This window comes from Micromonospora musae (assembly GCF_003626635.1).
Lineage (GTDB): Bacteria > Actinomycetota > Actinomycetes > Mycobacteriales > Micromonosporaceae > Micromonospora > Micromonospora musae.
Map to the genome: position 1 here is coordinate 149,983 of NZ_RAZT01000003.1, position 23,891 is coordinate 173,873.

Annotated in this window: 20 protein-coding genes; 8 read left to right on the forward strand and 12 right to left on the reverse strand. The window is 72.1% G+C overall.

All coding sequences use genetic code 11. The annotated features are described in order from the left end of the window. The first annotated feature begins 117 nt into the window (after positions 1–117). On the forward strand, positions 118–1,065 hold the full coding sequence (locus tag D7044_RS06545; protein ID WP_120683448.1) for a COX15/CtaA family protein: 948 nt from the start codon (positions 118–120) through the stop codon (positions 1,063–1,065). Positions 1,066–1,180: 115 nt separating this feature from the next. On the opposite strand, the gene D7044_RS06550 is transcribed toward D7044_RS06545, so the two are convergent. From D7044_RS06550 to D7044_RS06560, 3 genes are all read right to left on the reverse strand, one after another. Continuing rightward, positions 1,181–2,101, reverse strand: a complete 921-nt coding sequence (locus D7044_RS06550; protein WP_120688297.1) for an ATP-grasp domain-containing protein — start codon at positions 2,099–2,101, stop codon at positions 1,181–1,183. A 7-nt stretch (positions 2,102–2,108) separates the two neighbouring features. Further along, positions 2,109–2,438, reverse strand: a complete 330-nt coding sequence (locus D7044_RS06555) for a hypothetical protein (RefSeq protein WP_120683221.1) — start codon at positions 2,436–2,438, stop codon at positions 2,109–2,111. Between the two features lie 288 nt (positions 2,439–2,726). Further along, entirely contained in the window at positions 2,727–3,686 is a 960-nt protein-coding gene (locus D7044_RS06560; RefSeq protein ID WP_120683219.1) for a heme o synthase, read from the reverse strand. A 344-nt stretch (positions 3,687–4,030) separates the two neighbouring features. Between D7044_RS06560 and tkt the strand changes: the two genes are divergently transcribed. From tkt to pgl, 6 genes are all read left to right on the forward strand, one after another. Next, the gene (tkt, locus tag D7044_RS06565; RefSeq protein ID WP_411710971.1) at positions 4,031–6,082 is read left to right on the forward strand and encodes a transketolase; all 2,052 of its coding nucleotides are present in this window, start codon (positions 4,031–4,033) and stop codon (positions 6,080–6,082) included. A 17-nt stretch (positions 6,083–6,099) separates the two neighbouring features. Then, on the forward strand, positions 6,100–7,278 hold the full coding sequence (gene tal / locus D7044_RS06570) for a transaldolase (protein WP_120688299.1): 1,179 nt from the start codon (positions 6,100–6,102) through the stop codon (positions 7,276–7,278). Continuing rightward, positions 7,275–8,924, forward strand: coding sequence for a glucose-6-phosphate isomerase (locus D7044_RS06575; protein ID WP_120683213.1), 1,650 nt, complete (start codon positions 7,275–7,277; stop codon positions 8,922–8,924). Before tal ends, D7044_RS06575 begins: the two co-directional genes overlap by 4 nt. Positions 8,925–8,926: 2 nt before the next feature. Next, complete coding sequence (zwf, locus tag D7044_RS06580; protein ID WP_120683211.1) at positions 8,927–10,474, forward strand: glucose-6-phosphate dehydrogenase; 1,548 nt, start codon at positions 8,927–8,929, stop codon at positions 10,472–10,474. A gap of 91 nt (positions 10,475–10,565) precedes the next feature. Further along, on the forward strand, positions 10,566–11,579 hold the full coding sequence (locus D7044_RS06585) for a glucose-6-phosphate dehydrogenase assembly protein OpcA (RefSeq protein WP_120683209.1): 1,014 nt from the start codon (positions 10,566–10,568) through the stop codon (positions 11,577–11,579). 71 nt (positions 11,580–11,650) lie between these two features. Further along, entirely contained in the window at positions 11,651–12,421 is a 771-nt protein-coding gene (gene pgl, locus D7044_RS06590) for a 6-phosphogluconolactonase (protein ID WP_120683207.1), read from the forward strand. Between the two features lie 102 nt (positions 12,422–12,523). Here pgl and D7044_RS06595 read toward each other — a convergent pair whose 3' ends face one another. The 8 genes from D7044_RS06595 to rapZ form a co-directional block, all read right to left on the reverse strand. Then, positions 12,524–12,865, reverse strand: coding sequence for an RNA polymerase-binding protein RbpA (locus D7044_RS06595; RefSeq protein WP_120683205.1), 342 nt, complete (start codon positions 12,863–12,865; stop codon positions 12,524–12,526). A gap of 132 nt (positions 12,866–12,997) precedes the next feature. Then, entirely contained in the window at positions 12,998–13,258 is a 261-nt protein-coding gene (secG, locus tag D7044_RS06600; RefSeq protein ID WP_120683446.1) for a preprotein translocase subunit SecG, read from the reverse strand. Positions 13,259–13,356: 98 nt separating this feature from the next. Continuing rightward, complete coding sequence (tpiA, locus tag D7044_RS06605; protein ID WP_120683203.1) at positions 13,357–14,148, reverse strand: triose-phosphate isomerase; 792 nt, start codon at positions 14,146–14,148, stop codon at positions 13,357–13,359. Beyond that, a complete protein-coding gene (locus D7044_RS06610; RefSeq protein WP_120683201.1) occupies positions 14,148–15,347 on the reverse strand; it encodes a phosphoglycerate kinase in 1,200 nt (399 codons plus the stop codon). Before D7044_RS06610 ends, tpiA begins: the two co-directional genes overlap by 1 nt. Beyond that, a complete protein-coding gene (gap, locus tag D7044_RS06615; protein WP_120683199.1) occupies positions 15,344–16,348 on the reverse strand; it encodes a type I glyceraldehyde-3-phosphate dehydrogenase in 1,005 nt (334 codons plus the stop codon). Before gap ends, D7044_RS06610 begins: the two co-directional genes overlap by 4 nt. A 324-nt stretch (positions 16,349–16,672) precedes the next feature. Beyond that, positions 16,673–17,653, reverse strand: a complete 981-nt coding sequence (whiA, locus tag D7044_RS06620; RefSeq protein ID WP_067304387.1) for a DNA-binding protein WhiA — start codon at positions 17,651–17,653, stop codon at positions 16,673–16,675. A 54-nt stretch (positions 17,654–17,707) separates the two neighbouring features. After that, positions 17,708–18,679: a gluconeogenesis factor YvcK family protein gene (locus D7044_RS06625; RefSeq protein WP_120683197.1), complete on the reverse strand. Its 972-nt coding sequence runs from the start codon at positions 18,677–18,679 to the stop codon at positions 17,708–17,710. Further along, positions 18,676–19,524: an RNase adapter RapZ gene (gene rapZ, locus D7044_RS06630; protein WP_120683444.1), complete on the reverse strand. Its 849-nt coding sequence runs from the start codon at positions 19,522–19,524 to the stop codon at positions 18,676–18,678. Before rapZ ends, D7044_RS06625 begins: the two co-directional genes overlap by 4 nt. 391 nt (positions 19,525–19,915) lie before the next feature. Here rapZ and recQ point away from each other — a divergent pair, with 391 nt between their 5' ends. Then, complete coding sequence (gene recQ / locus D7044_RS06635; RefSeq protein ID WP_120688300.1) at positions 19,916–21,763, forward strand: DNA helicase RecQ; 1,848 nt, start codon at positions 19,916–19,918, stop codon at positions 21,761–21,763. A gap of 78 nt (positions 21,764–21,841) precedes the next feature. Here the strand turns inward: recQ and uvrC are convergent, their stop codons facing one another. Beyond that, positions 21,842–23,824: an excinuclease ABC subunit UvrC gene (gene uvrC, locus D7044_RS06640; protein ID WP_120677893.1), complete on the reverse strand. Its 1,983-nt coding sequence runs from the start codon at positions 23,822–23,824 to the stop codon at positions 21,842–21,844. Positions 23,825–23,891 lie beyond the last annotated feature (67 nt).

Consider the following 23,891-nt stretch of genomic DNA (forward strand, 5'->3'; position numbering starts at 1 on the left):
AACCGGGGTCCCGGTGATTCCAACCACCGTGGTACGGGAGTCGGACGAACCTCGATCACTACGTTGCGTAGGATTCGGGCCGTGAAGCGATACGTCCGGTTCCCGGTCCCCGCCGCGCTGCACCGCCTGCTCGACCGGTTTCCGGTCTCGGCGGCACTGCTGCGGCGGCTCGCGTTCGCCTCGATCATCGCGAACGTCGGGATCGTGGTCACCGGCGGGGCGGTGCGACTGACCGCCTCCGGGCTCGGCTGCCCCACCTGGCCGCGCTGCACCGACGGCTCGTACGTCCCCACGGACGAGATGGGCGTGCACGGGGTGATCGAGTTCGGCAACCGGACGCTCACCTTCGCGGTCGGCATCATCGCCTTCGCCACCCTGCTGGCGGCGCTGGCCCACCGCCCACGCCGGCGCGGGGTGCTGCCGCTCTCCGTCGCGGTCTTCTTCGGTATCCCGGCGCAGGCTGTGGTCGGCGGGATCACCGTGCTGACCAACCTGAACCCGTGGGTGGTCGGCCTGCACTTCCTCGCCTCGATGGCGGTGATCGCCGCCGCGTACGCCCTCTGGCGCCGCACCGCCGAGCCGGACGGGCCGGTGGTGGCAGTGGTGCCCGCGCCGTTGCGGGCGCTGGCCCGGCTCACCACGGCGGTCGGCGTCGCGGTGCTGGTGATCGGCACCTGGGTGACCGGCAGCGGCCCGCACGCCGGCGACCAGGGCGCGGCCCGCAACGGGCTGGACCCGGAGTCGATCTCCCAGGTGCACGCGGACAGCGTCTTCCTGCTGCTCGGCCTCTCGGTGGCGCTGCTCTTCGCGTTCCGCGCGGTCGGCGCGGCCCGGGCCGAACGGGCCGCCCTCTGGCTGCTCGCGGTCGAACTCGGTCAGGGCGTGATCGGCTTCGTGCAGTACTTCACCCATCTGCCCGGGGTCCTCGTCGGCGCGCACATGTTCGGCTCCTGCCTGGTCCTGCTCGCCACGCTGCACGTGCAGTGGTCGACCCGGGAGCGCCGGTCGGTGCCCGCCGCCCCGGCGCCCGCCCCGGCGGCCGAGCCCGTGGCCGTCGGCGCCTGACCCGCCACCACGCCGGGACGGGCCGGCCAGCACGCGACCGCGGGCGCCCTGCCCACGGTCGCGTGTCCTGTCCGGTGCCACCACTGCATGATTGCCGAAATGGCGGGCGGCGGGATCAGGTTTGGCGGGTCAGCCGGGTCCGGATCGCATCGGCGAGGCGGTCGGCGGCACCGGCGGCGTGCATCAGGAAGAGTGAGGGTTCGGTGAGCTCCAACTCGACCAGGACCGACTGCCCGTCCGGGCCGGGGATGACGTCGACCCGGGCGTAGAGCAGCCGGTGGGTTCCGCCGGGCACCGTCGCGAGGGTCTTCCTGGCCACCGCGAGCTGCTCCAGGCTGGCGGTACGAGCGGTGATCTCCTCCGGCCGGTAGAGCCCGTCCACCCCGAGGTCGGGGCCGGCCAGCATCGGCCCCTTGCGAATGGCGTGGCTGAACTCGAGCCCCTGCTCGCCGGCGAGGAAGAGCAGCGCGGTCTCGCCGGCGGTGTCGACCGCGGCGAGGTACGGCTGGACCATCGTCACCCGACCGGCGGCCGAGAGTCGCCGCACGTGCGCCACGGCGAGTTCGCGGTGCTCCGGGTCGGCCAGGTCGTACCGGCCGGTGTCCTGGCTGCCCGCGCTGACCGCTGGCTTGATCACGTACTCCCCGGTGTCGGCGGGGAGCCGCCAGGGCTCACCCGGCGCGACCCACGTCGTCGGGACCGTAGGCACCCCGGCGCTCGACAGCTGGTCGAGGTAGCGCTTGTCGGTGTTCCAGCGCACCACGTCGGCCGGGTTCGCCAGGTGCGGTACGCGCTGCGCCCAGGACACGAACTCGTCGCGGCGCGGCGCGTAGTCCCAGGGCGAGCGGAGCACCGCCAGGTCGTACGCCGCCCAGTCGGCGGCCGGGTCGTCCCAGACCACGGGCTCGGCGGTGATCCCGCGGGCGGCCAACGGGCCGAGCACGAGCCGGTCGTCCGGGTCCAGGTCGGCGAGTTCGCCGCAGGTTACGAGAGCGACCCGGGGTTTCCCCCGGGCCGGCTGGTGGTGGTTGGTCAACTTGTTCTCAACGGGCCATCGTGCGTCGGGCCATCGACCGCCAGAGGTCGTTGCTCGGCCGCATCTGGTCCATCAGTTCCCGCTCCCAGGCGTTCTCGACGGTGACTCCCGCCTCGGCGCACGCCTCGCGCGCGGTGACCGTGTCGGTCGCCATCTGGTCGCCCCACTCGCCGTCCTCGCCGACGAGGACGATCCGTGCACCGCGCTTGCCGACGTACTCGATGACGGCCTTCGCACCGCCGTGTCCGGCGGCGAACGACTTGATCCCGGAGACCAGGCCGTTCGGGGCCTGATCGCTGTGTTCAGCCGTCAGCGTCGTATCGGAACCATCTGCCATGACGCGAAGCCTATGCAGGTTGCCACTGGTAAGGGCGAGAACCGTGAACCTTTTGTGATGCCTGTTACCTGCGCGTTTAAGGAACAGCACAGGTTCTTTGCCCCGATTTTTCGGGACTCAGTAAGGCATACCGCCAGGACAAAGACTGCGGGATCCGGCGCAGGTTGAGCCGATCCGACTCATGCTGAAAGAGACGATGATGTGACACTAAACCCGGACAACTCATCCATGATGATGATTTTGCGGGGACCATCGCGCCGCTTACCGCCCGCCCGGGCCGCCCCGCGGTCAGAGCAGCGCGTCGAGCGCGACCGCGGCGAAGACGATGGTCAGGTACGTCGTCGACCAGTGGAAGAGCCGCATCGGCTTGACCGCCTGGCCGCTCGCCGCCCGCCGGGCCAGCTTGTGCGCCTCGACCACGAAGATGCCGCCCACCACCAGCGTCGGCACGCCGTAGACGACGCTCATGCCGAGCGGCCAGGCCGCCAGCGACGTCAGCACGGTCAACCAGGCGAAGATCAGGATCTCGGCGTTCACCCGGCGGGTGGAGGCCACCACCGGCAGCATCGGGATCCCGGCGCGGGCGTAGTCGTCCTTGTACTTCATGGCCAGCGGGTAGAAGTGCGGCATCTGCCAGAAGAAGACCACCCCGAAGAGCGCCCAGGCGGCCGGCGCGAGCGAGCCGGTGACCGCGGCCCAGCCGATCAGCACCGGCGCCGCCCCACAGGCGCCGCCCCAGAACGTGTTCGCCGCCGTGGTGCGCTTGAGCCAGAGCGTGTAGATCACGTCGTAGTACACGATCGCGGCCAGGGTGAGCCCGGCGGCGAGCAGGTTGGTGAAGGTGGCCATCAGCGCGACGGAGATGACGGCGAGCGTGAGGCCGAAGACGAGCGCGCTGCGCGGCGAGACCGTGTGCGCGGGCAGCGGCCGCCGCTTCGTCCGCCGCATCAACTGGTCGATGTCCCGGTCGATGTAGCAGTTGATCACGCTGGCCGCGCCGGCGGCGAGCGATCCGCCGACCAGCACCACGGCGACGAGCCAGAGCGAGGGCAACCCGTCGGCGGCTAGCATCATCGCCGGCACCGTGGTGACCAGCAGCAGCTCGACGATCCGCGGCTTGGTCAGCGCCACGTACGCCGCAACGATCGCCCGGACGTCCCGACGCGGAGCGACCGAGTCCTCCACCACCGTCCGCACGGGCGGCTGCCCGGCGGAGTCGCTGACGGGGCGCTCGGTGATCATGCTCACGGATTGCCACCTTCCGGCGTCGGAGCGGGAGATTCGGATCGGCCGGACCCGATTCGGGCCCCACACCGCCCACACACTACGCGCTGTCGTTTTGGCTGCCCGGCCGACCCGGCAACGGTGCGGGTCGTCACACGTTCCGACCTACCACGAATCCCCCCTGCGGAGTACCAAGGACCATGTAGTGATCCCCGGGCGGACGTTTAGGACGGCTCGATAGGGTCACCAATGAGGGTTCCGCCCATCTGCCGAGGAGCACAACCAACGTGGCTGCCAACCAATCTGAGAACGACCTCAACTGGTCCGACCTCGACCGCCGGGCCGTCGACACCGTACGTGTGTTGGCCATGGACGCCGTGGAGAAATCCGGCAACGGGCACCCCGGCACCGCGATGAGCCTCGCGCCCGCGGCGTACCTCCTCTTCAACCGGGTGATGCGGCACGACCCGGCGAACCCGACCTGGCCCGGACGCGACCGGTTCGTGCTCTCCGCCGGGCACTCGAGCCTGACGCTCTACATCCAGCTCTTCCTCTCCGGCTACCCGCTGAACCTCGAGGACCTGAAGTCGCTGCGCCAGTGGGGCTCGCTCACCCCGGGCCACCCGGAGCACGGGCACACCCCGGGCGTGGAGACCACCACCGGCCCGCTCGGCCAGGGCCTGGGCAACGCGGTGGGCATGGCGATGGCCACCCGCCGCGAGCGCGGCCTCTTCGACCCGGAGACCTCGGGCACCTCCCCCTTCGACCACCACATCTGGTGCATCGCCTCCGACGGCGACATCGAGGAGGGCATCAGCCACGAGGTCAGCGCCCTCGCCGGCCACCAGCAGCTGGGCAACCTCGTCGTCATCTACGACGACAACGAGATCTCCATCGAGGACGACACCCGGATCGCCAAGAGCGAGGACGTGGCGGCGCGCTACGAGGCGTACGGCTGGCACGTGCAGACGGTCGACTGGCGCCGCGGCGACGCCGACCAGGGCGACTACCACGAGGACGTGGAGGCGCTGTACCGGGCGCTGCTGGCCGCCAAGGCGGAGACCGGCCGCCCCTCGATCATCGCGCTGCGCACCATCATCGGCTGGCCCGCGCCGAACAAGAAGAACACCGGCAAGATCCACGGTTCGGCGCTCGGCGCGGACGAGGTGGCCGCCACTAAGAAGATCCTCGGCTTCGACCCGGCGCAGACGTTCGCCGTCGACGACGAGGTGCTCGCCCACGCCCGCCTGACGCTGACCCGCGGCGAGCAGGCCCGGCAGCAGTGGGAGACCACCTTCGGCAGCTGGGCGAAGACCAACCCGGAGCGCAAGGCGCTCTACGACCGGATGGCCGACCGAGCCCTGCCGGCGGGCTGGACGGACGTGCTGCCGGAGTTCCCCGCCGATGCCAAGGGCGTCGCGACCCGGGCCGCCTCCGCCAAGGTGCTGGACTCGCTCGCTCCGGTCCTGCCGGAGCTCTGGGGCGGCTCGGCCGACCTCGCCGAGAGCAACAACACCACCATGAAGGGCGAGCCGTCGTTCATTCCGGCCGCGCACGCCACCAAGGCGTTCCCCGGTCACGAGTACGGTCGCACCCTGCACTTCGGTATCCGTGAGCACGCCATGGGCGCGATCCTCAACGGCATCACCCTGCACGGCGGCACCCGGCCCTACGGCGGCACCTTCCTGGTCTTCAGCGACTACATGCGGCCCTCGGTGCGGCTCGCCGCGCTGATGAAGCTGCCGGTCATCTACGTCTGGACGCACGACTCGATCGGCCTCGGCGAGGACGGCCCGACCCACCAGCCGGTGGAGCACCTCACCGCGCTGCGGGCGATCCCCGGCCTCGACGTGGTCCGCCCCGCCGACGCCAACGAGACCGCGTGGGCGTGGCGGGTGGCGCTGGAGCACACCGACCGGCCGACCGCGCTCGCGCTGAGCCGGCAGGCGCTGCCGACGCTGGACCGCGGCACGCTGGGCGGCGCCGAGGGCGTGGCCCGCGGCGGGTACGTGCTGGCCGAGGCGTCCAACTCCCAGCCGCAGGTGATCCTCGTCGGCACCGGCTCCGAGGTGCAGCTCTGCCTCACCGCCCGGGACCGGCTGGAGGCCGAGGGCATTCCCACCCGCGTCGTCTCGATGCCCTGCCAGGAGTGGTTCGCCGAGCAGAACGAGGCCTACCGGGAGTCGGTCCTGCCACGCGGGGTAAAGGCACGGGTGAGCGTGGAGGCGGGCATCGCGATGTCCTGGCGGCACATCGTCGGCGACTGCGGCGAGAGCGTCAGCCTGGAGCACTACGGCGCCAGCGCCCCGCACAGCGTGCTTTTCGAGCAGTTCGGGTTCACCCCCGACCGGATCGTGGCCGCCGCGCGCGCGTCGCTGACCCGGGTGGGCGAGATCACCGGTTACACGACCGGAAACTGAAGGGGAGCGTGGACGAAATGACGGACAGACTGAGCGAGCTGAGCGCCGCCGGCGTGGCCATCTGGCTCGACGACCTCTCCCGGACCCGGCTGACCTCCGGCGGGCTGGACCAGCTGCGCCGGGAGAAGCACGTGGCCGGGGTCACCACGAACCCGACGATCTTCGCGAAGGCGCTGAGCGACGCCGACGAGTACAACTGGCAGCTGCGGGACCTCGCCACCCGGGGTGTGGAGGTCGAGGAGGCCGTCCGCATGCTCACCACGTACGACGTACGGTGGGCCTGCGACGTGATGCGCCCGTCGTACGAGAAGAGCGGTGGCGTCGACGGCCGGGTCTCCATCGAGGTCGACCCGCGGCTGGCGCACGACAGCGAGAAGACGGTCGCCGAGGCGAAGGCCCTCTGGTGGCTGGTCGACCGCCCGAACCTCTTCATCAAGATCCCGGCGACCGAGGCCGGCCTGCCGGCGATCACCGCGACGCTCGCCGAGGGGATCAGCGTGAACGTCACGCTGATCTTCGGGCTGGACCGCTACTCGCAGGTCATGGAGGCCTTCCTCGCCGGCCTCGAGCAGGCGAAGGCGAACGGGCACGACCTGTCCAAGATCGGGTCGGTGGCCTCGTTCTTCGTCTCCCGGGTCGACAGCGAGGTGGACAAGCGACTTGAGAAGACCGGCTCGGAGAGCGCGAAGGCGCTGCGCGGCAAGGCCGCCATCGCCAACGCCCAGCTGGCGTACGAGCGCTACGGCGAGGTCTTCTCCTCCGACCGGTGGCAGGCGCTGGCCGACGCCGGGGCGCACCCGCAGCGGCCGCTGTGGGCCTCCACCTCGACCAAGAACCCGGACTACCGGGACGTCATCTACGTCGAGCAGCTGATCGCCCCCGGCACGGTCAACACCATGCCGGAGTCGGTGATCAAGGCGTACGCCGACCACGGCGAGACCCAGGCCGACACCATCACCGGCGAGTACGAAGCCGCTCGCAAGGTCTTCTCCGATCTCGAGGCGGCCGGCGTCAACATGGCCGAGGTGATCGACGTGCTGGAGCGCGAGGGCGTGGAGAAGTTCGAGGCGAGCTGGCTGGAGCTGCTCGACGGCGTACGCAAGTCGCTGGAGTCGGCGGCGCAGGGCGTGGGCGCTCCGGGCCGGGTGGCGCAGGGCAACGCCAAGGCGGCGGCGAAGGCGGGGGGCAACGCGTGAGCGACTTGCTCTCCACCCCGGCCGAGTCGGCCGCGGGACTGACCGTGCACGGGGCGGAGGCGGTCGACAAGGCCGCCCCGGCCTCCACCCGCGACGCGCTGGTCAGCGGTGGCGTCCCCGCCAAGCTGGCCGCGAAGGACCCGACCCTCTGGGGGCCGGACGCCGAGGCCGAGGCGAAGGTCCGCCTCGGCTGGGTGGACACCCACCGGCGCAGCCGGGAACTGCTGCCCCAGCTCGCCGAGCTGAAGGCGGAGCTGGCCGACCTCGACCACGTGGTGCTCGCCGGCATGGGCGGTTCGTCGCTGGCCCCCGAGGTGATCACCCGTACGCTCGGCCGGCCGTTGACCGTGCTGGACACCACCGACCCGGGCCAGGTACGCGCTGCTCTCGGTGACCGGCTCGAGCGCACCGTCGTGGTGGTCGCGAGCAAGTCCGGCTCGACCGTGGAGACCGACAGCCACCGCCGGGCGTACCTGCAGGCGTTCCTGGACGCCGGGATGACCGAGGCGGAGGCCGGACGGCACTTCGTCATCGTCACCGACCCGGGCTCCCCGCTCGAGGAGACCGCCGCCGGAATGGGCGCCTTCACCGTGCTGGCCGACCCGAACGTCGGTGGCCGCTACTCGGCGCTCACCGCGTTCGGGCTGGTCCCGTCGGCGCTGGCCGGCGTGGAGGTCTCCGAACTGCTCGACCAGGCCGACGCGCTGGCCGCCACCCTCACCGGCGACAAGGACAATCCCGCCCTGGCGCTGGGCGCGGCGCTCGGCGCGGCCGCCACGGACGGCCGGGACAAGGTCGCCCTGGTCTCCGACGGCACCGGCATCGACGGACTCGGCGACTGGGCCGAGCAGCTGATCGCCGAGTCCACCGGCAAGTCCGGGGTCGGCATCCTGCCGGTGGTGGTGGAGTCCCCGCAGAGCGCCGGCGCCAAGGGCGCGGACGTGCTCTCGGTGAGCTACGGCGGCGCGCTCGCCGCGGGCGAGGTGCCCGGCGGCGGGGGCGACCCGGACGTCGCGGTCAACGGCCCACTCGGCGCACAGTTCCTGGCCTGGGAGTACGCCACCGCGGTGGCCGGCGCCGTGCTCGGCATCGACCCGTTCAACCAGCCGAACGTCACCGAGTCCAAGGAGAACACCAACAAGATCCTGGCCGAGGGGCTGCCGGCGGAGACGCCGTCGTTCACCGAGGGCGCGATCGAGGTGTACGCCCCGGCCGGCGCCCCGGGCGACCTGGCCGGCGTGCTGCGCTGGCTCCTCGACGGGCTGGGCGACGACGGGTACCTCGCGGCGATGGCGTACCTCGACCGGTTCGCCGACGCCGACACGGCCCGGCTGCGCCCGCTGCTGGCCGAGGCCTCCGGGCGACCGGTCACCTTCGGCTGGGGCCCGCGCTTCCTGCACTCCACCGGCCAGTACCACAAGGGCGGCCCGCAGGTCGGCAGCTACCTTCAGCTGACCGGCGCGGTGAGCGAGGACCTGCCGGTACCGGGCAAGCCGTACACCTTCGGCGAGCTGCAGGCCGCCCAGGCCGCCGGTGACCGGCAGGCGCTCGCCGGGCGGAACCGCCCGGTGCTCCGCCTGCACCTGACCGACCGGTCCGCGGGCGTGGCCCAGCTGCTCGATGCGGCCCGGGGATTGCGGGCGTGAGGATGGGCGACGTGGAAGAGTCGGAGCGGAGCGCCGGGAACCCGCTGCGCGATCCGCAGGACCGCCGGCTGCCGCGGATTCCCGAGCCGTGCGCACTGGTGATCTTCGGGGTCACTGGCGACCTGGCCCGGAAGAAGCTGCTGCCGGCGGTCTACGACCTCGCCAACCGTGGGCTGCTGCCCCCGGGTTTCGTGGTGCTCGGCTTCGCGCGCCGAGACTGGGGTGACGGCGACTTCGAGACGCTGGCCTGCGAGGCGGCCCGCAAGCACGCCCGCACGCCCTGGCGGGAAGAGGTCTGGGCGCGGCTCGCCGGCAACATCAAGTTCGTGGGTGGGTCGTTCGACGACGACGAGGCCTTCGACCAGCTGGCGGGCACGCTCGACGAGCTGCGGGAGACGCACGGCATCCCCGGCAACGCGGCGTTCTACTTCAGCATCCCCCCGGCGGCCTTCCCGGTGGTGCTCAAGCAGCTCGCCCGCACCGGCATGGCGGACAATGCCAAGTCCGGCGGCTGGCGCCGGGTCGTGGTGGAGAAGCCGTTCGGGCACGACCTGCCGTCGGCGAAGGCGCTCAACGACCTGGTGGACAACGTCTTCACCAGCAAGGACGTCTTCCGGATCGACCACTACCTGGGCAAGGAGACGGTCCAGAACATCCTGGCCCTGCGGTTCGCGAACAACCTCTTCGAGCCGCTCTGGAACTCCAAGTACGTCGACTCGGTACAGATCACCATGGCCGAGGACGTCGGGATCGGCAGCCGCGCCGGCTTCTACGACTCGGCGGGCGCGGCCCGCGACGTCTTCCAGAACCACCTCCTCCAGCTGCTCGCCCTGGTGGCGATGGAGGAGCCGACGAGCTTCCACCCGGACGAGATCCGCACCGAGAAGCTGAAGGTGCTCAAGGCGATCACCCTGCCGAAGGACGTCACCCAGGGCACCGTCCGCGGCCAGTACCTGCCCGGCTGGGTGGCCGGTGAGCGGGCCGTCGGCTACCTCGAGGAGGAGGGCGTCCCCCAGGACTCCACCACCGAGACGTACGTGGCGGTCCGGCTGGGCATCCAGAACCGGCGCTGGGCGGAGGTGCCGTTCTACATCCGGGCCGGCAAGCGCCTGCCCCGACGGGTCACCGAGGTGGCCATCATGTTCAAGAACGCGCCGCACCTGCCGTTCAATCCGACCGACGTCGAGTCGCTCGGCAACAACCAGCTCGTCATCCGGGTGCAGCCCGACGAGGGCGTGGTGCTGAAGTTCGGCTCGAAGGTGCCGGGCACCGCCATGGAGGTCCGCGACATCGCGATGGACTTCCAGTACGGCGAGGCGTTCACCGAGTCGAGCCCCGAGGCGTACGAGCGGCTGGTGCTGGACGTCCTCATCGGCGACCGTACGCTCTTCCCGGACGCCGCCGAGGTCGAGCAGAGCTGGCAGGTCGTCGACCCGCTGGAGCGGGCCTGGACGGGCGTCAAGCCGGAGCCGTACCGTGCCGGCGAGTGGGGCCCCCGGGCCGCGGACGAGATGGTGGCCCGGGAGGGCCGCAGCTGGCGGCGGGCGTGACGGGCGTGAGCGGACGGACCATTCGGCACAGCCGCGGGGCGCTCGCGCCGTCGCGGCGCGACGGCGCGAGCCGGCGGAGCGGGAGGCTTCAGTGATCGGCCTGTGGGACACCACCGGCAACGAGGTGGTCAAGGCGCTCGCCGCCGAACGGCGCAGCGCGGGCGGCGTGGCCAGCGGGATGGCGCTCACGCTCATCGTGGTGGTGGACGAGAAGCGGGTACGCGAGGCAGAGGCGGCGGCCACCATCGCCGCCGCCGCCCACCCCTGCCGGCTGCTGGTGGTGGTCCGCTCCGAGATCGAGCGGGACCGCAGCCGGCTCGACGCGGAGATCGTCGTGGGCGGCCGGCTCGGCCCCTGCGAGGCCGTGGTCATGCGGATGTACGGCCGGCTGGCGCTGCACGCCGAGTCGGTGGTCATGCCGCTGCTCGTGCCGGACGTGCCCGTGGTGACCTGGTGGCACGGCGAGCCGCCGGAGGAGATCGCCACCGACTTCCTCGGCGTGGTGGCCGACCGGCGGATCACCGACACCGCGCAGGCCATGGATCCGATTGCGGCGCTGCGCAAGCGGGCCCTCGACTACGCCCCCGGCGACACCGACCTGGCCTGGACCCGGATCACCCCGTGGCGCACCCTCGTCGCGGGTGTCTTCGACACCACCGAGGCGCAAGTCACCGAGGCCACCCTGGTGGCGCCGCGGCAGGACCCGACCGCGGCGCTGATGTGCGGCTGGCTGGGCAGCCGGCTCGGCATCAGCCCGCGCCTGGAGCCCACCGACGAGTTCCCCCGGTTGCGGGAGGTGCAGCTGCGCTGCGCCAACGGCGACCAGTTCGCGCTGACCCGGGAGGACGACCTCGCCGTCTTCCGGCGGACCGGTCAGGACGACCGCCAGCTGCCGCTGGTCCGCCGGCCGCTCGGCGACGAGCTGGCCGAGGAGCTGCGCCGGCTCGACGCCGACCAGGTCTACGCGGAGGCGCTCGGCACCATCGCCGGCGTCACCGGGCTGGAGCAGCGTCCCGCCACCCGGGTCCACGTCTGGAAGGATCCGGCCACCGCCCAGCGGGCTGAGGCGGGGGTCACCGCGCACACCGGCACCAGCCAGAGCTGACGTGACCGCACCCACCCGGGCAACGACGTACCGACCGCCGGACGGTCGGCTCGACATGAAAAAGGCACAAGATGAGTGAGGCGAGTGTCGCCGTCCACGCGGACGCCGAGTTGCTGGCGCAGGCGGTGGCGGCACGCTTCGTGGTGAAGCTGCTCGACGCGCAGGCCGAACGGGGCCAGGCAGCCGTCGTGCTGACCGGCGGCCGGATCGCCGCGGCCGTCTACCGGGCCGTGGCGACTCTGCCGGCGCGGGACGCGGTCGACTGGTCGCGGGTCGACGTCTGGTGGGGCGACGAACGGTTCCTGCCCGCCGGTGATCCGGAGCGTAACGAGACCCAGGCCCGGGCGGCGCTGCTCGACGCGGTGCCGCTGGACCCGGCCCGGGTGCACCCGATGCCGGCGTCGGACGGCCCGGCCGGGCCCGACCCGGAGGAGGCCGCCGCCCGGTACGCCGCCGAGCTGGCCGCGGCCGCCCGGCCCGGCACCGCCGAGCTGCCCCACTTCGACGTGCTGATGCTCGGCGTCGGTGAGGACGGGCACGTCGCGTCGGTCTTCCCGGAGCACCCGGTGCACTACGAGAGCCGGCCGGTCAGCGCGGTGCGGGGCAGCCCGAAGCCGCCGCCGGTGCGCACCACGCTCACCCTGCCGACGATCAACACGGCCGAGGAGGTCTGGCTGGTCGCCAGCGGCGCCGACAAGGCGCGGTCGGTCGGCATGGCCCTGGCCGGCGCCGGGCCGGTGCAGCTGCCCGCGGCCGGCGTGCGAGGCGTCAGCCGTACCCTCTGGCTGCTGGACCGGCCCGCCGCGGCCGACGTCCCGGCCCGCCTCCGCAGCCTGCGCTGACCCGCCGGCCTCCCGCACCGCCTCGTTCACGGAAAGAGTGGTCATTCCCGAAGGAATGACCACTCTTTCCGTGTTCTTGTGCGGGAGAGCGGGGCGCGGCGGTCACCGGCCACGGCGGCGGTGCAGGGCGGCGAGAGCCTCGGCGAGGATCGCGGCGCCCTCCTCGTCGGTGCGCCGCTCCTTCACGTACGCCAGATGCGTCTTGAAGGGCTCGGCACGCTGGCGCCCGGGTGGGTTCTCCGCGTCCCGGCCGGCCGGCTGCCCGCACCGCCGGCAGTCCCACTGGGGCGGCGCGTCGGCTTCTGCGGCGATCAGGATCTCCATCCAGTGCCCGTTGCGGCACCAGTAGACGACCGCGCGGCGCGGAGCCGGCGCGTAGCGCTCGGGTGGGCGTTCGGGGGCGGATCCGACCCGGGCACCCCGGATCACGTTGCCATGTTGCACGGCTGCTCGCTCCTGTCGTCGGAGGGGAACCGCCGCGAGGGGGGACGGCGGGCGACGCGGTGCAGCAAAAAGTTCGCGCGCGGCCCGTCGAGTGACGGACCGCGCGCAGATTGTACGACTCGAGCCGGCCGATCAGGCTCCGCTGCTCATCTGCAGGCGGAGCCAGAGACCGAGCCCGACGATGCAGGCGAACCAGACGATGCCCACCAGAACGGTGTAGCGGTCGAGGTTCTTCTCCGCCACCGAGGAACCGGCGAGGCTGGAGCTGACACCCCCGCCGAACATGCTGGACAGCCCACCACCCTTACCTCGGTGCAGCAGAATCAGCATGGTGAGCAGGACGCTCGTGATGATCAGCAACACGATCAACGTGTATGCGAACCAGGTCGGCAGCATGGCTGGGGTCAGTCCTCTCGTAGCGATCCTCGCCCGGACAGGTCGGGCACGGTGGCACCGACCGGCGGACGGGCGGAGTCAAGGATAGCGAGCGATCAGCGAGCGATGTGCTCCGGGAACCGGCAGATCTGTGCGAATTCCTCGGCGTCCAGGCTCGCCCCGCCCACCAACCCGCCGTCCACGTCCGGCTGGGCCATGGTCGCGGCGACGTTCGACGCCTTGACCGAGCCACCGTAGAGGATCCGGACCTGCGCGGCGGTGTCCTGGTCGTAGAGCTCGACCAGGCGCTCGCGGACCGACCCGCAGACCTCCTGGGCGTCCTCCGGAGTCGCGGTCTTGCCGGTGCCGATCGCCCAGACCGGCTCGTACGCCACGACGATCTTGACGACCTGCTCGGCGGTCAGGCCGCTCAGGGCGCCCTCGAGCTGAACGGCACAGTGCGAAACGTGCCGACCCGCCTCGCGAACGTCCAGCCCCTCCCCCACGCAGAGGATCGGGGTCAGCCCGTGGGTCAGCGCCGCCTTCACCTTGGCGTTGCAGATGGCGTCGCTCTCGTGATGGTGGATCCGCCGCTCGGAGTGCCCGACCACCACGTACGTGCAGCCGAGCTTCGCCAGCAACGGTCCGGAGATGTCACCGGTGTACGCGCCGGAGGCGTGCGGCGACAGATCCTGCGCGCCGTAGCCGATGAGCAGCTTGTCGCCCTCCACCGCGGTCTGCACGGTACGCAGATCGGTGTACGGCGGCAGGACCACCACCTCGACGTCGGTGAGCTGCTTCTCGGTGAGGCTCGCCGCCAGCTTCTGCACGAGCAGGTTGGCCTCGAGGTGGTTGAGGTTCATCTTCCAGTTGCCGGCCATCAGCGGCCGGCGGGTGGGGCCCGCCATCAGTTCTCCAGCGCAGCGATGCCAGGGAGGGTCTTGCCCTCCAGGTACTCCAGGGACGCCCCGCCACCGGTGGAGATGTGCCCGAACGAGGACTCGTCCAGCCCGAGTGCCCGCACCGCCGCGGCCGAGTCGCCACCGCCGACGACGGTGAACGCCCCGGAACCGGCGATGGCCTCGGCCACACCCCGGGTGCCGTGCGCGAACGGCGCCATCTCGAACACACCCATCGGGCCGTTCCAGAAGATCGTCTTCGCGCCCTTGACCGCGGCCGCGAACCCGGCCACGGTCTCCGGGCCGATGTCCAGACCCAACCGGTGGCTCGGGATGCCGTCGGCGCGGACGGTGTCGTGCGCGGCGTCCGGCGCGAACGCGTCGGCGGCCACCACGTCGACCGGGAGCATGATCTTGCCCGGCGCGCGCTCCATGAGGTTGCGGCAGGTCTCGACCATGTCCTTCTCCAGCAGCGAGGTGCCCACCTCGTGGCCCTGAGCCTTGAGGAAGGTGAAGCACATGCCGCCGCCGATGAGCAGCCGGTCGACCTTCGGCAGCAGGGCCTCGATCACCGCCAGCTTGTCGGAGACCTTGGAGCCGCCGAGCACCACCACGTACGGCCGCTCCGGCTCGCCGGTGAGCGCGGAGAGGACCTCCACCTCGCGCAGCACCAGCCGACCGGCGTAGTGCGGCAGCCGGGCCGGCACGTCGTAGACGCTCGCGTGCTTGCGGTGCACCGCGCCGAACGCGTCGTCGACGTACGCCTCGCCGAAGCCGGCGAGCTGGTCGGCGAAGGACTTCCGCTCGGCCTCGTCCTTGCTGGTCTCGCCGACGTTGAAGCGCAGGTTCTCCAGCAGGGCGACCGCACCGTCGCCGAGCGCCTCGACGGTGGAGCGGGCCGAGTCGCCGACGGTGTCGGTGGCGAAGTGCACCGGAGCGCCGAGCAGCTCACCGAGCCGGTCGGCGACCGCCCGCAGGCTGAACTGCGGGTCCGGCGCGCCCTTCGGCCGGCCCAGGTGCGAGCAGACGGTCACCTTCGCGCCGGCCCCGGTGAGCGCGCTCAGGGTCGGCAGGACGGCGCGGATCCGGCCGTCGTCCGTGATGGCACCGGTCTGCTTGTCGAGCGGGACGTTCAGGTCGGCGCGCACCAGGACGCGCCGACCCGAGACCCCCTCGGCGAGCAGGTCGTCGAGGGTTCGGATGCTCACAGCGAGCTACCGACCAGCTTGACCAGGTCCACCAGACGGTTCGAGTAGCCCCACTCGTTGTCGTACCAGCCGACGACCTTGACCTGGTTGCCGATCACCTTGGTGAGCGGCGCGTCGAAGATGCAGGACGCCGGGTCGGTGACGATGTCGGTGGAGACGATCGCGTCCTCGTTGTAGATGAGGATGCCCTTCAGCGGGCCGTCCGCGGCGGCCTTCAGCGCGGCGTTGACCTCGTCGACGGTGGTCTCCCGGCCGACCGTGACGGTGAGGTCGGTGACCGAACCGGTCGGGATCGGCACCCGCAGCGCGTAGCCGTCCAGCTTGCCCTTCAGGTCCGGCAGCACCAGGCCGATCGCCTTCGCCGCGCCGGTCGAGGTCGGCACGATGTTCAGCGCGGCGGCCCGGGCCCGACGCAGGTCCTTGTGCGGCGCGTCCTGCAGGTTCTGGTCCTGCGTGTACGCGTGGATGGTGGTCATCAGACCCTGCTGGATGCCGAACGTGTCGTGCAGCACCTTCGCCATCGGGGCGAGGCAGTTGGTGGTGCAGGAGGCGTTCGAGATGATGGTGTGCTTGGCCGGGTCGTACTGGTCGTGGTTCACGCCCATGACGACCGTGACGTCCTCGTTCTTCGCCGGCGCGGAGATGATGACCTTCTTGGCCCCACCGTCGACGTGCGCCTTCGCCTTGCTGGCGTCGGTGAAGAAACCGGTGGACTCGATGACCACGTCGGCGCCGACCTCGCCCCACGGCAGCTTCGCCGGGTCCTTCTCGGCGTACGCCTTGATGGTCTTGCTGCCCACGGTGATCTCGTCGGCGGTCGCCTTGACCTCCTGGCCGAGGCGGCCCAGGATGCTGTCGTACTTGACAAGGTGGGCGAGCGTCGCGTTGTCGGTCAGGTCGTTCACCGCCACGACCTCGATGTCAGCGCCGGACGCCAGCACTGCCCGGAAGAAGTTGCGGCCGATCCGACCGAAGCCGTTGATGCCAACCCGGATGGTCACAGGTCCCATCTCCTCGCGTTCTGGTCCGCCGGTCGCAGACCGTGGCGCCGGCGGAATGATGTGCGCCGACCGTTGGAGCCGGCCGTTGACAGTTGAACTCGGCCACCCCGCCGCGATCCGTGAGGACCCGACCGCCCGAGGCGGTACGCGCGGCGCGGAGCACCGGTGCCGGCCCCCTTGCCGTACGCTGCGACCCTATCCGAGCGCGTGACAGGGCACTGCGCCGGGTGGCGACCGACTCGCGTTTCGCACCCGTCGCGCGGCACGGCGGATGGCAGGGCCGTCCTGCCGGCCCGCTCGCCTCCGCTGACCGCCACCGTCCTATCAGACCACGAGCATGTCGGGCGTGACGGCCGCTTCGGTATCCGGGATGCCCAGGTCGCGGGCCCGCTTGTCGGCCAGCGCCAACAGCCGGCGGATCCGCCCGGCGATGGCGTCCTTCGTCAGCGGCGGGTCGGCGAGCGCGCCGAGCTCCTCCAGCGAGGCCTGGCGGTGCTCCAGTCGCAGCTGACCGGCCGAGGTGAGGTGGTTCGGGGCGTCGTCGGCGAGGATCTCCAACGCCCGGGTCACCCGGGCCGCGGCGGCCACCGCCGCCCGGGCCGAGCGGCGCAGGTTCGCGTCGTCGAAGTTCGCCAGCCGGTTGGCGGTCGCCCGTACCTCGCGGCGGACCCGGCGCTCCTCCCAGGCGAGCACGCTGGAGTGCGCGCCGATCCGGGTGAGCAGCGCGGCGATCGCGTCGCCGTCCTTGACCACCACCCGGTCCACCCCACGCACCTCGCGGTTCTTGGCGGTGATGCCGATCCGGCGGGCGGCGCCGACCAGGGCGAGCGCCGACTCCGGACCGGGGCAGGTGATCTCCAGGGCGCTGGAGCGCCCCGGCTCGGTCAACGAACCGTGCGCCATGAACGCCCCCCGCCAGGCGGAGACGGCGCAGCAGACGTTCGCGGCGACCACGTGCGGCGGCAGGCCGCGCACCGGACGGCCCCGTACGTCGAGCAGGCCGGTCTGCCGGGCCAGCGCCTCGCCGTCCTTCACCACCCGCACGATGAAGTGGCTGCCCTTGCGCAGGCCGCCGGAGGCGAGCACATGGATCTCGCTCGGGTAGCCGTAGACCTCGGCGATCTCCCGCCGCAGCCGACGCGCCACCGCGCCGGTGTCCAGCTCTGCCTCGACCACCACGCGACCGGAGACGATGTGCAGCCCGCCGGCGAAGCGCAGCAGGGCCGCCATCTCCGCCCGCCGACAGCAGGGTTTGGGCACGTCGACCCGACTCAGCTCGTCCTTGACCGCAGCCGTCATCGCCATTGTGCGTCCCCTCACGGACCGGTTCCGGCGTGTCGCCGGAGATTACGTACGTGTCTAACGATCGGCGCCCAGGACAGGCACCAGTGCGGCGCCCAGGGCCGCTGGATCATGGCGAGGAGTGCCGTCGGTGACGGCGACGGGGGCGAGGACCAGCCGGGCACCCAGCGATTCTGCCGCACGTTCGACAGGTTCGGGGTCACCGACCGCCTTGGCGTCGGCCAGCACGTGATCCACTTTCAGCTCCGGCAGGTACCAGCGCAGCGCGGCCAGGTGATCGGCCACGGAGAGTCCGAGCGTCTCCTTCTCCGCGGCCAGGTTGAGGGTGACCAGCCGGCGGGCGGGGCTGGACACGATCGCGTCGGCCAGCCGCGGCACCAGCAGGTGCGGCAGCACACTCGTGTACCAGCTGCCCGGGCCGAAGATCAGCCAGTCGGCCGCGCCGATCGCCTCGACCGCCTCGGGGCAGGCCTCCGGCTCGCCGGGCGTCAGCCGCAGCGCCTCCACCCGCCCGGTCGCGACCGCCACCTGGTGCTGGCCGGTGAGCGTCCGTACGTCGTCGGGCCGGTCCGGGTCGGCGCCGCGCACCCGCGCCTCGATGCCCACCGGTTGGCAGGACATCGGCAGCACCCGGCCCACCGAGCCGAGCATCGCGCCGGCGTGCTCCAGCGCCGCCACCGGGTCGCCGAGCAGCTCCATCAGCCCGACCAGCACCAGGTTGCCGACGGCGTGCCCGGCCAGCCCGTCCCCCGGGCCCACGCCGGGCACCTCGGTGAAACGGTGCTGGAAGAGCCCCGCGCTGCGCCGGGTCGCCGGATGATCGCCGGCCAGCGCGACCAGGGCCTGCCTCAGGTCCCCCGGCGGCAGGCCGCCCCGCTCGGCGCGCAGCCGACCGCTGGAGCCCCCGTCGTCACCGACCGTCACCACGGCCGTGATCTCCAGGTCCAGCTCGGGGGCGCACCGGCGCAGCGCCCGCAGCGAGGCGGAGAGGCCGTGGCCGCCGCCGAACGCCACCACCCTCGTCGTCATTCCCGCCCCAGGTCCCGGTGCTGGGCGTTGGCGGCGAGCCCGGAGTGCCGCAGCCGGTCGGCCAGCTCCTCGGCGATCGCCACGCTGCGGTGCTTGCCGCCCGTGCAGCCGACCGCAACGGTCAGGTACCGCTTCCCCTCCCGTTCGAACCCGGCGGTGGTGGCGTTGACCAGGTCGGCGTACGTGGAGACGAACGCGTCCGCCCCCTCCTGGCCCAGCACGTACGCGCTGACCGCCTCCTCCCGCCCGGTGTGCTCGCGCAGTTCGGGCACCCAGTACGGGTTGGGCAGGAACCGGGCGTCCAGCACGAAGTCGGCATCCGGCGGCAGGCCGTACTTGAAGCCGAAGGAGAGCACGGTGACCCGCAGCCGCCGGGCGTCCTCGCCGCCGAAGAGCTCCTCGATGCGCCGGCGCAGCTGGTTGACGTTGAGGTGGCTGGTGTCGATGATCACGTCGGCCTGTTCGCGCGCCTCGGCCAGCAGGCCCCGCTCGACGGCGATGCCGTCGGCCAGCCGCCCGTCGCCCTGCAGCGGGTGCGAGCGGCGGACGCTCTCGAACCGGCGGATCAGCACCTCGTCGTCGGCGTCGACGAAGACCACCCGGGGGGCGAAGCCCCGCTCGCCCAGCTCCCGGATGGCGCCCGCCAGGTCGGTGGAGAACGCACGTGAGCGCACGTCCAGCACCATGGCCGTCCGTCGGGCCGCCCCGCCCGCCTTGAACGCGAGCTCGGCCATGTCGAGCATGAGCGCCTGTGGAAGATTGTCGACCACGTAGTAGCCGACGTTCTCCAACGCCCGCGCCACCGTGCTACGCCCGCCGCCGGAGAGCCCGGTGACCACCACCAGCGTGGTCTCCGACTCCGCCGGCTGCCCGCCGGCCGTCTCCGCCGAGGTGTCGGGCCGCCCCCCGGCCGTACGCGCCTCGCTCACCCACTACCCCCAAGCCACGACGCCGCGGCCACCGCTGGCCGCAAACGGTCAAACAGCGACTCTATCCCGCCGATTCCGCACCACCCCCTCACCGCCCCCGCGCGCGCCCACCCCCCCTCCCCCCCCACCCCGGCCCCGCTCTCCCCCCGGTGATCAAGAGGTTTGCGTCAACCCGGGGCCGGATCCTGACGCAGACCTCTTGATCACCGAGGGTGGGGCGGCCGTGGGGGCGGGGTGGGGCGGGGTGGGGGCGGGATGGGGCGCGCGGCGGAGGGGTGGCGTCGGGGTGGGCTCGTACACTTCGCGGATGGCCTCCCCCACCGACCTGCGCACCTCTGAGGCGCTCCAGGTGCTGCGCCGGGTGTTCGGCTACGACACCTTCCGCGGCTTCCAGCAGGACGTCATCGACCACGTGGTGGCCGGCGGTGACGCGCTGGTGCTCATGCCCACCGGGGGCGGCAAGTCGCTCTGCTACCAGATCCCCGCCCTGGTGCGCCCCGGCGTCGGGGTGGTCGTCTCCCCGCTGATCGCGCTGATGCAGGACCAGGTCGACGCGCTGACCGCGCTCGGCGTGCGGGCCGGTTTCCTCAACTCGACGCTCGACCTCGACGCCCGCCGCCGGGTCGAGGCGGCCTTCCTCGCCGGCGACCTGGACCTGCTCTACCTGGCGCCGGAGGCGCTCGGCTCCCGCGCGACCGTCCAGCTGCTCGACCGCGGCAAGATCGCGCTCTTCGCGATCGACGAGGCGCACTGCGTCTCCCAGTGGGGGCACGACTTCCGACCCGACTACCTCGCTCTGTCGATGCTGCACGAGCGGTGGCCGGAGGTGCCGCGGATCGCCCTGACCGCCACCGCGACCAGCGCCACCCGCACCGAGATCGCCACCCGCCTCGACCTGACCGGGGCCCGGCACTTCGTGGCGAGCTTCGACCGGCCCAACATCCAGTACCGGATCGTGCCGAAGCGGGAACCCCGCAAGCAGCTGCTGGGTCTGCTGCGCGACGAGCACCCGGGCGACGCCGGCATCGTCTACTGCCTCTCCCGCGCCTCGGTGGAGAAGACGGCCGAGTTCCTGACCGCCAACGGGATCGCGGCACTGCCCTACCACGCCGGTCTGGACGCGTCCGTCCGCGCCAGGAACCAGCAGCGCTTCCTCCGCGAGGAGGGGCTGGTGATGGTCGCCACCATCGCCTTCGGCATGGGCATCGACAAGCCGGACGTCCGGTTCGTCGCCCACCTCGACCTGCCGAAGTCGGTCGAGGGCTACTACCAGGAGACCGGGCGCGCCGGGCGGGACGGTCTCCCGTCGACCGCCTGGCTGGCGTACGGGCTGCAGGACGTCGTCCAGCAGCGGAAGCTGATCGAGACCTCGGAGGGCGACCTGGCGCACCGGCGTGGCCTCGCCCGGCACCTGGACGCGATGCTGGCGCTCTGCGAGACCGTCCGCTGCCGCCGCTCGCAGCTGCTGGAGTACTTCGGCGAGCCGGGCACACCCGGCTGCGGCAACTGCGACACCTGCCTGGAGCCGCCGGAGTCGTGGGACGGCACGATCGCCGCGCAGAAGCTGCTCTCCACCGTGTTCCGCCTCGACCGGGAACGCAACCAGCGGTTCGGGGCCGGGCACTGCATCGACATCCTGCTCGGGCGTCGCTCCGAGAAGGTGGCCCAGTTCGGGCACGACTCGCTGACCGTCTTCGGCATCGGCGGCGAGCTGCGGGAGGCCGAGTGGCGCGGGGTGGTGCGGCACCTGCTCGCCGAGGGCCTGCTCGCGGTCGAGGGCGACTACGGCACGCTCGTGCTCACCGAGACGAGCGCCGAGGTGCTGGGCCGTCGGCGGTCGGTGCTGCTACGCCGCGAGCCGGAGCGCCCGACGTCGGGCCGCGCCGGCCGGTCCCGTGGCACCGCCACCGCCACCGCCGATCTGCCGCCGGCCGCCGCGCCGGTCTTCGAGCGGCTCCGCGCCTGGCGGGCGGCCGCCGCCAAGGAGCAGGGTGTCCCGGCGTACGTCATCTTCCACGACGCCACGCTGCGGCAGATCGCGACCGACGCGCCCACCTCACTCGCCGAGCTCTCCACGGTCAGCGGGGTCGGTGAGAACAAGCTCGCGAAGTACGGCGAGCAGATCCTGACCGTGCTCGCCGACGCCCCGGCCTGACCAGCGGGCTCGGCTCAGCCGTCACCGTGCCGTCTCCTACCAGGATCTCGGCGGCGGCTGCCTACCTGACCGGCGAGTTCACTCGGTCGTCGGCGCCTTCTCGGTCGCGCCGCCGAGCGCGGCGAGGATCGCCTCGGCGGTACGCCGGCCCACCCCCGGCACCTCGGTGATCTCCTCGACGGTGGCCGCCGAGAGCCGCTTCAGCGACCCGAAGTGCCGCAGCAGCGCCTTGCGCCGCACCTCCCCCAGCCCGGGCACCGAGTCCAGCGCCGACTGGGTCATCCGCTTGGAGCGGCGCTGCCGGTGGAAGGTGATGGCGAACCGGTGCGCCTCGTCACGCACCCGTTGCAGCAGGTAGAGCCCCTCGGAGCTGCGCGGCAGGACGACCGGGAACTCGTCGTCGGGCAGCCACACCTCCTCCAGGCGCTTGGCCAACCCGCAGAGCGCGACGTCGTCGATGCCCAGCTCGGCGAGGGCCTGCGCGGCGGCGGCGACCTGCGGCGCGCCGCCGTCGACCACCACGAGCTGCGGCGGGTAGGCGAACCGGCGGGGCCGCCCGGTCGTCGGGTCGACCAGCGCGCCGACCCGCGGCTCGCCGTCGGCCGCCGGCCCGTCCGGGGCGGCCAGGTCGTCGGCCGACTCGACGCCCGCCTCGCCGGTCTCCGCGCGGGAATCCAGGTAGCGGGCGAAGCGGCGGCGCAGCACCTCGGACATCGCGGAGAGGTCGTCGGTGGCGCCGCGGATGATGAAGCGGCGGTACTCGCTCTTGCGCGGCAGCCCGTCCTCGAAGACGACCATGCTCGCCACCACGTCGGTGCCCTGGATCTGCGAGATGTCGAAACACTCGATGCGCAGCGGCGACGTGCGCATGTCGAGCGCCTCGCTGATCTCGTCGAGCGCCTTGCTCCGGGTGGTCAGGTCACCGGCGCGACGCAGCTTGTGCCGGGCCAGGGCGTCCTTGGCGTTGCGCTCGACCGTCTCCATGAGGACGCGCTTGTCGCCGCGCTGCGGCACCCGCAGCGAGACCCGGCTGCCACGGTGGTCGGAGAGCCAGTCGGCCAGTGCCTCGGCGTCACCGGGGAGTTCGGGAACGAGCAGTTCCCGGGGCACGTCGGCCTCGCCGTGCTCGCCGCCGTAGACCTGGGTGCAGAAGTGGTGCACCAGGTCGCCGGTGGTCAGCTCCTCGGTCTTCTCGACCACCCAGCCCCGCTGGCCCCGGACCCGACCGTCACGGACGTGGAAGACCTGCACGGCCGCCTCGAGCGGGTCGTCGGCGAAGGCCACCACGTCGGCGTCCGTACCGTCGCCGAGCACGACCGTCTGCTTCTCCATCGCCCGGCGCAGCGCGGCGACGTCGTCCCGCAGCCGGGCGGCCCGCTCGAACTCCAACTGCTCGCTGGCCTCGACCATCTCGCGTTCGATCCGGCGCACCATGGTGTCCGTGCGACCGGCCATGAAGTCGCAGAAGCCGTCGACGATCTCCCGGTGCTGCTCGGCGGAGACCTCGCCCACGCAGGGCGCCGAGCACTTGCCGATGTAGCCGAGCAGGCAGGGGCGGCCGACCTGACCGGCGCGCTTGAACACCCCGGCGGAGCAGGTACGCGCCGGGAACACCCGCAGCAGCAGGTCGAGCGTCTCGCGGATCGCCCAGGCGTGCGAGTACGGCCCGAAGTAGCGCACCCCCTTGCGCTTGGCGCCCCGCATCACCTGCAGCCGCGGATACTCCTCGTCGAGGGTGACGGCGAGGTAGGGGTACGACTTGTCGTCCCGGTACCGGACGTTGAACCTCGGGTCGTACTGCTTGATCCAGGTGAACTCCTGCTGGAGCGCCTCCACCTCGGTGCCGACCGTGATCCAGTCCACCGACTCGGCGGTGGTCACCATCTGGCGCGTGCGCTCGTGCAGGTTCCAGAGATCACCGAAGTAGGAGTTGAGGCGGCTGCGGAGGTTCTTCGCCTTGCCGACGTAGATCACCCGGCCGGTTCCGTCGCGGAACCGGTAGACCCCCGGCGACTCCGGGATGGTGCCAGGTGCGGGGCGGTAGGTCGAGGGGTCAGCCACGGCTGCAAGCCTAGTCCGGGGTACCGACAGGGCCTCGGCGCGGCGCGGGCGGCCGCGAATCCCACGA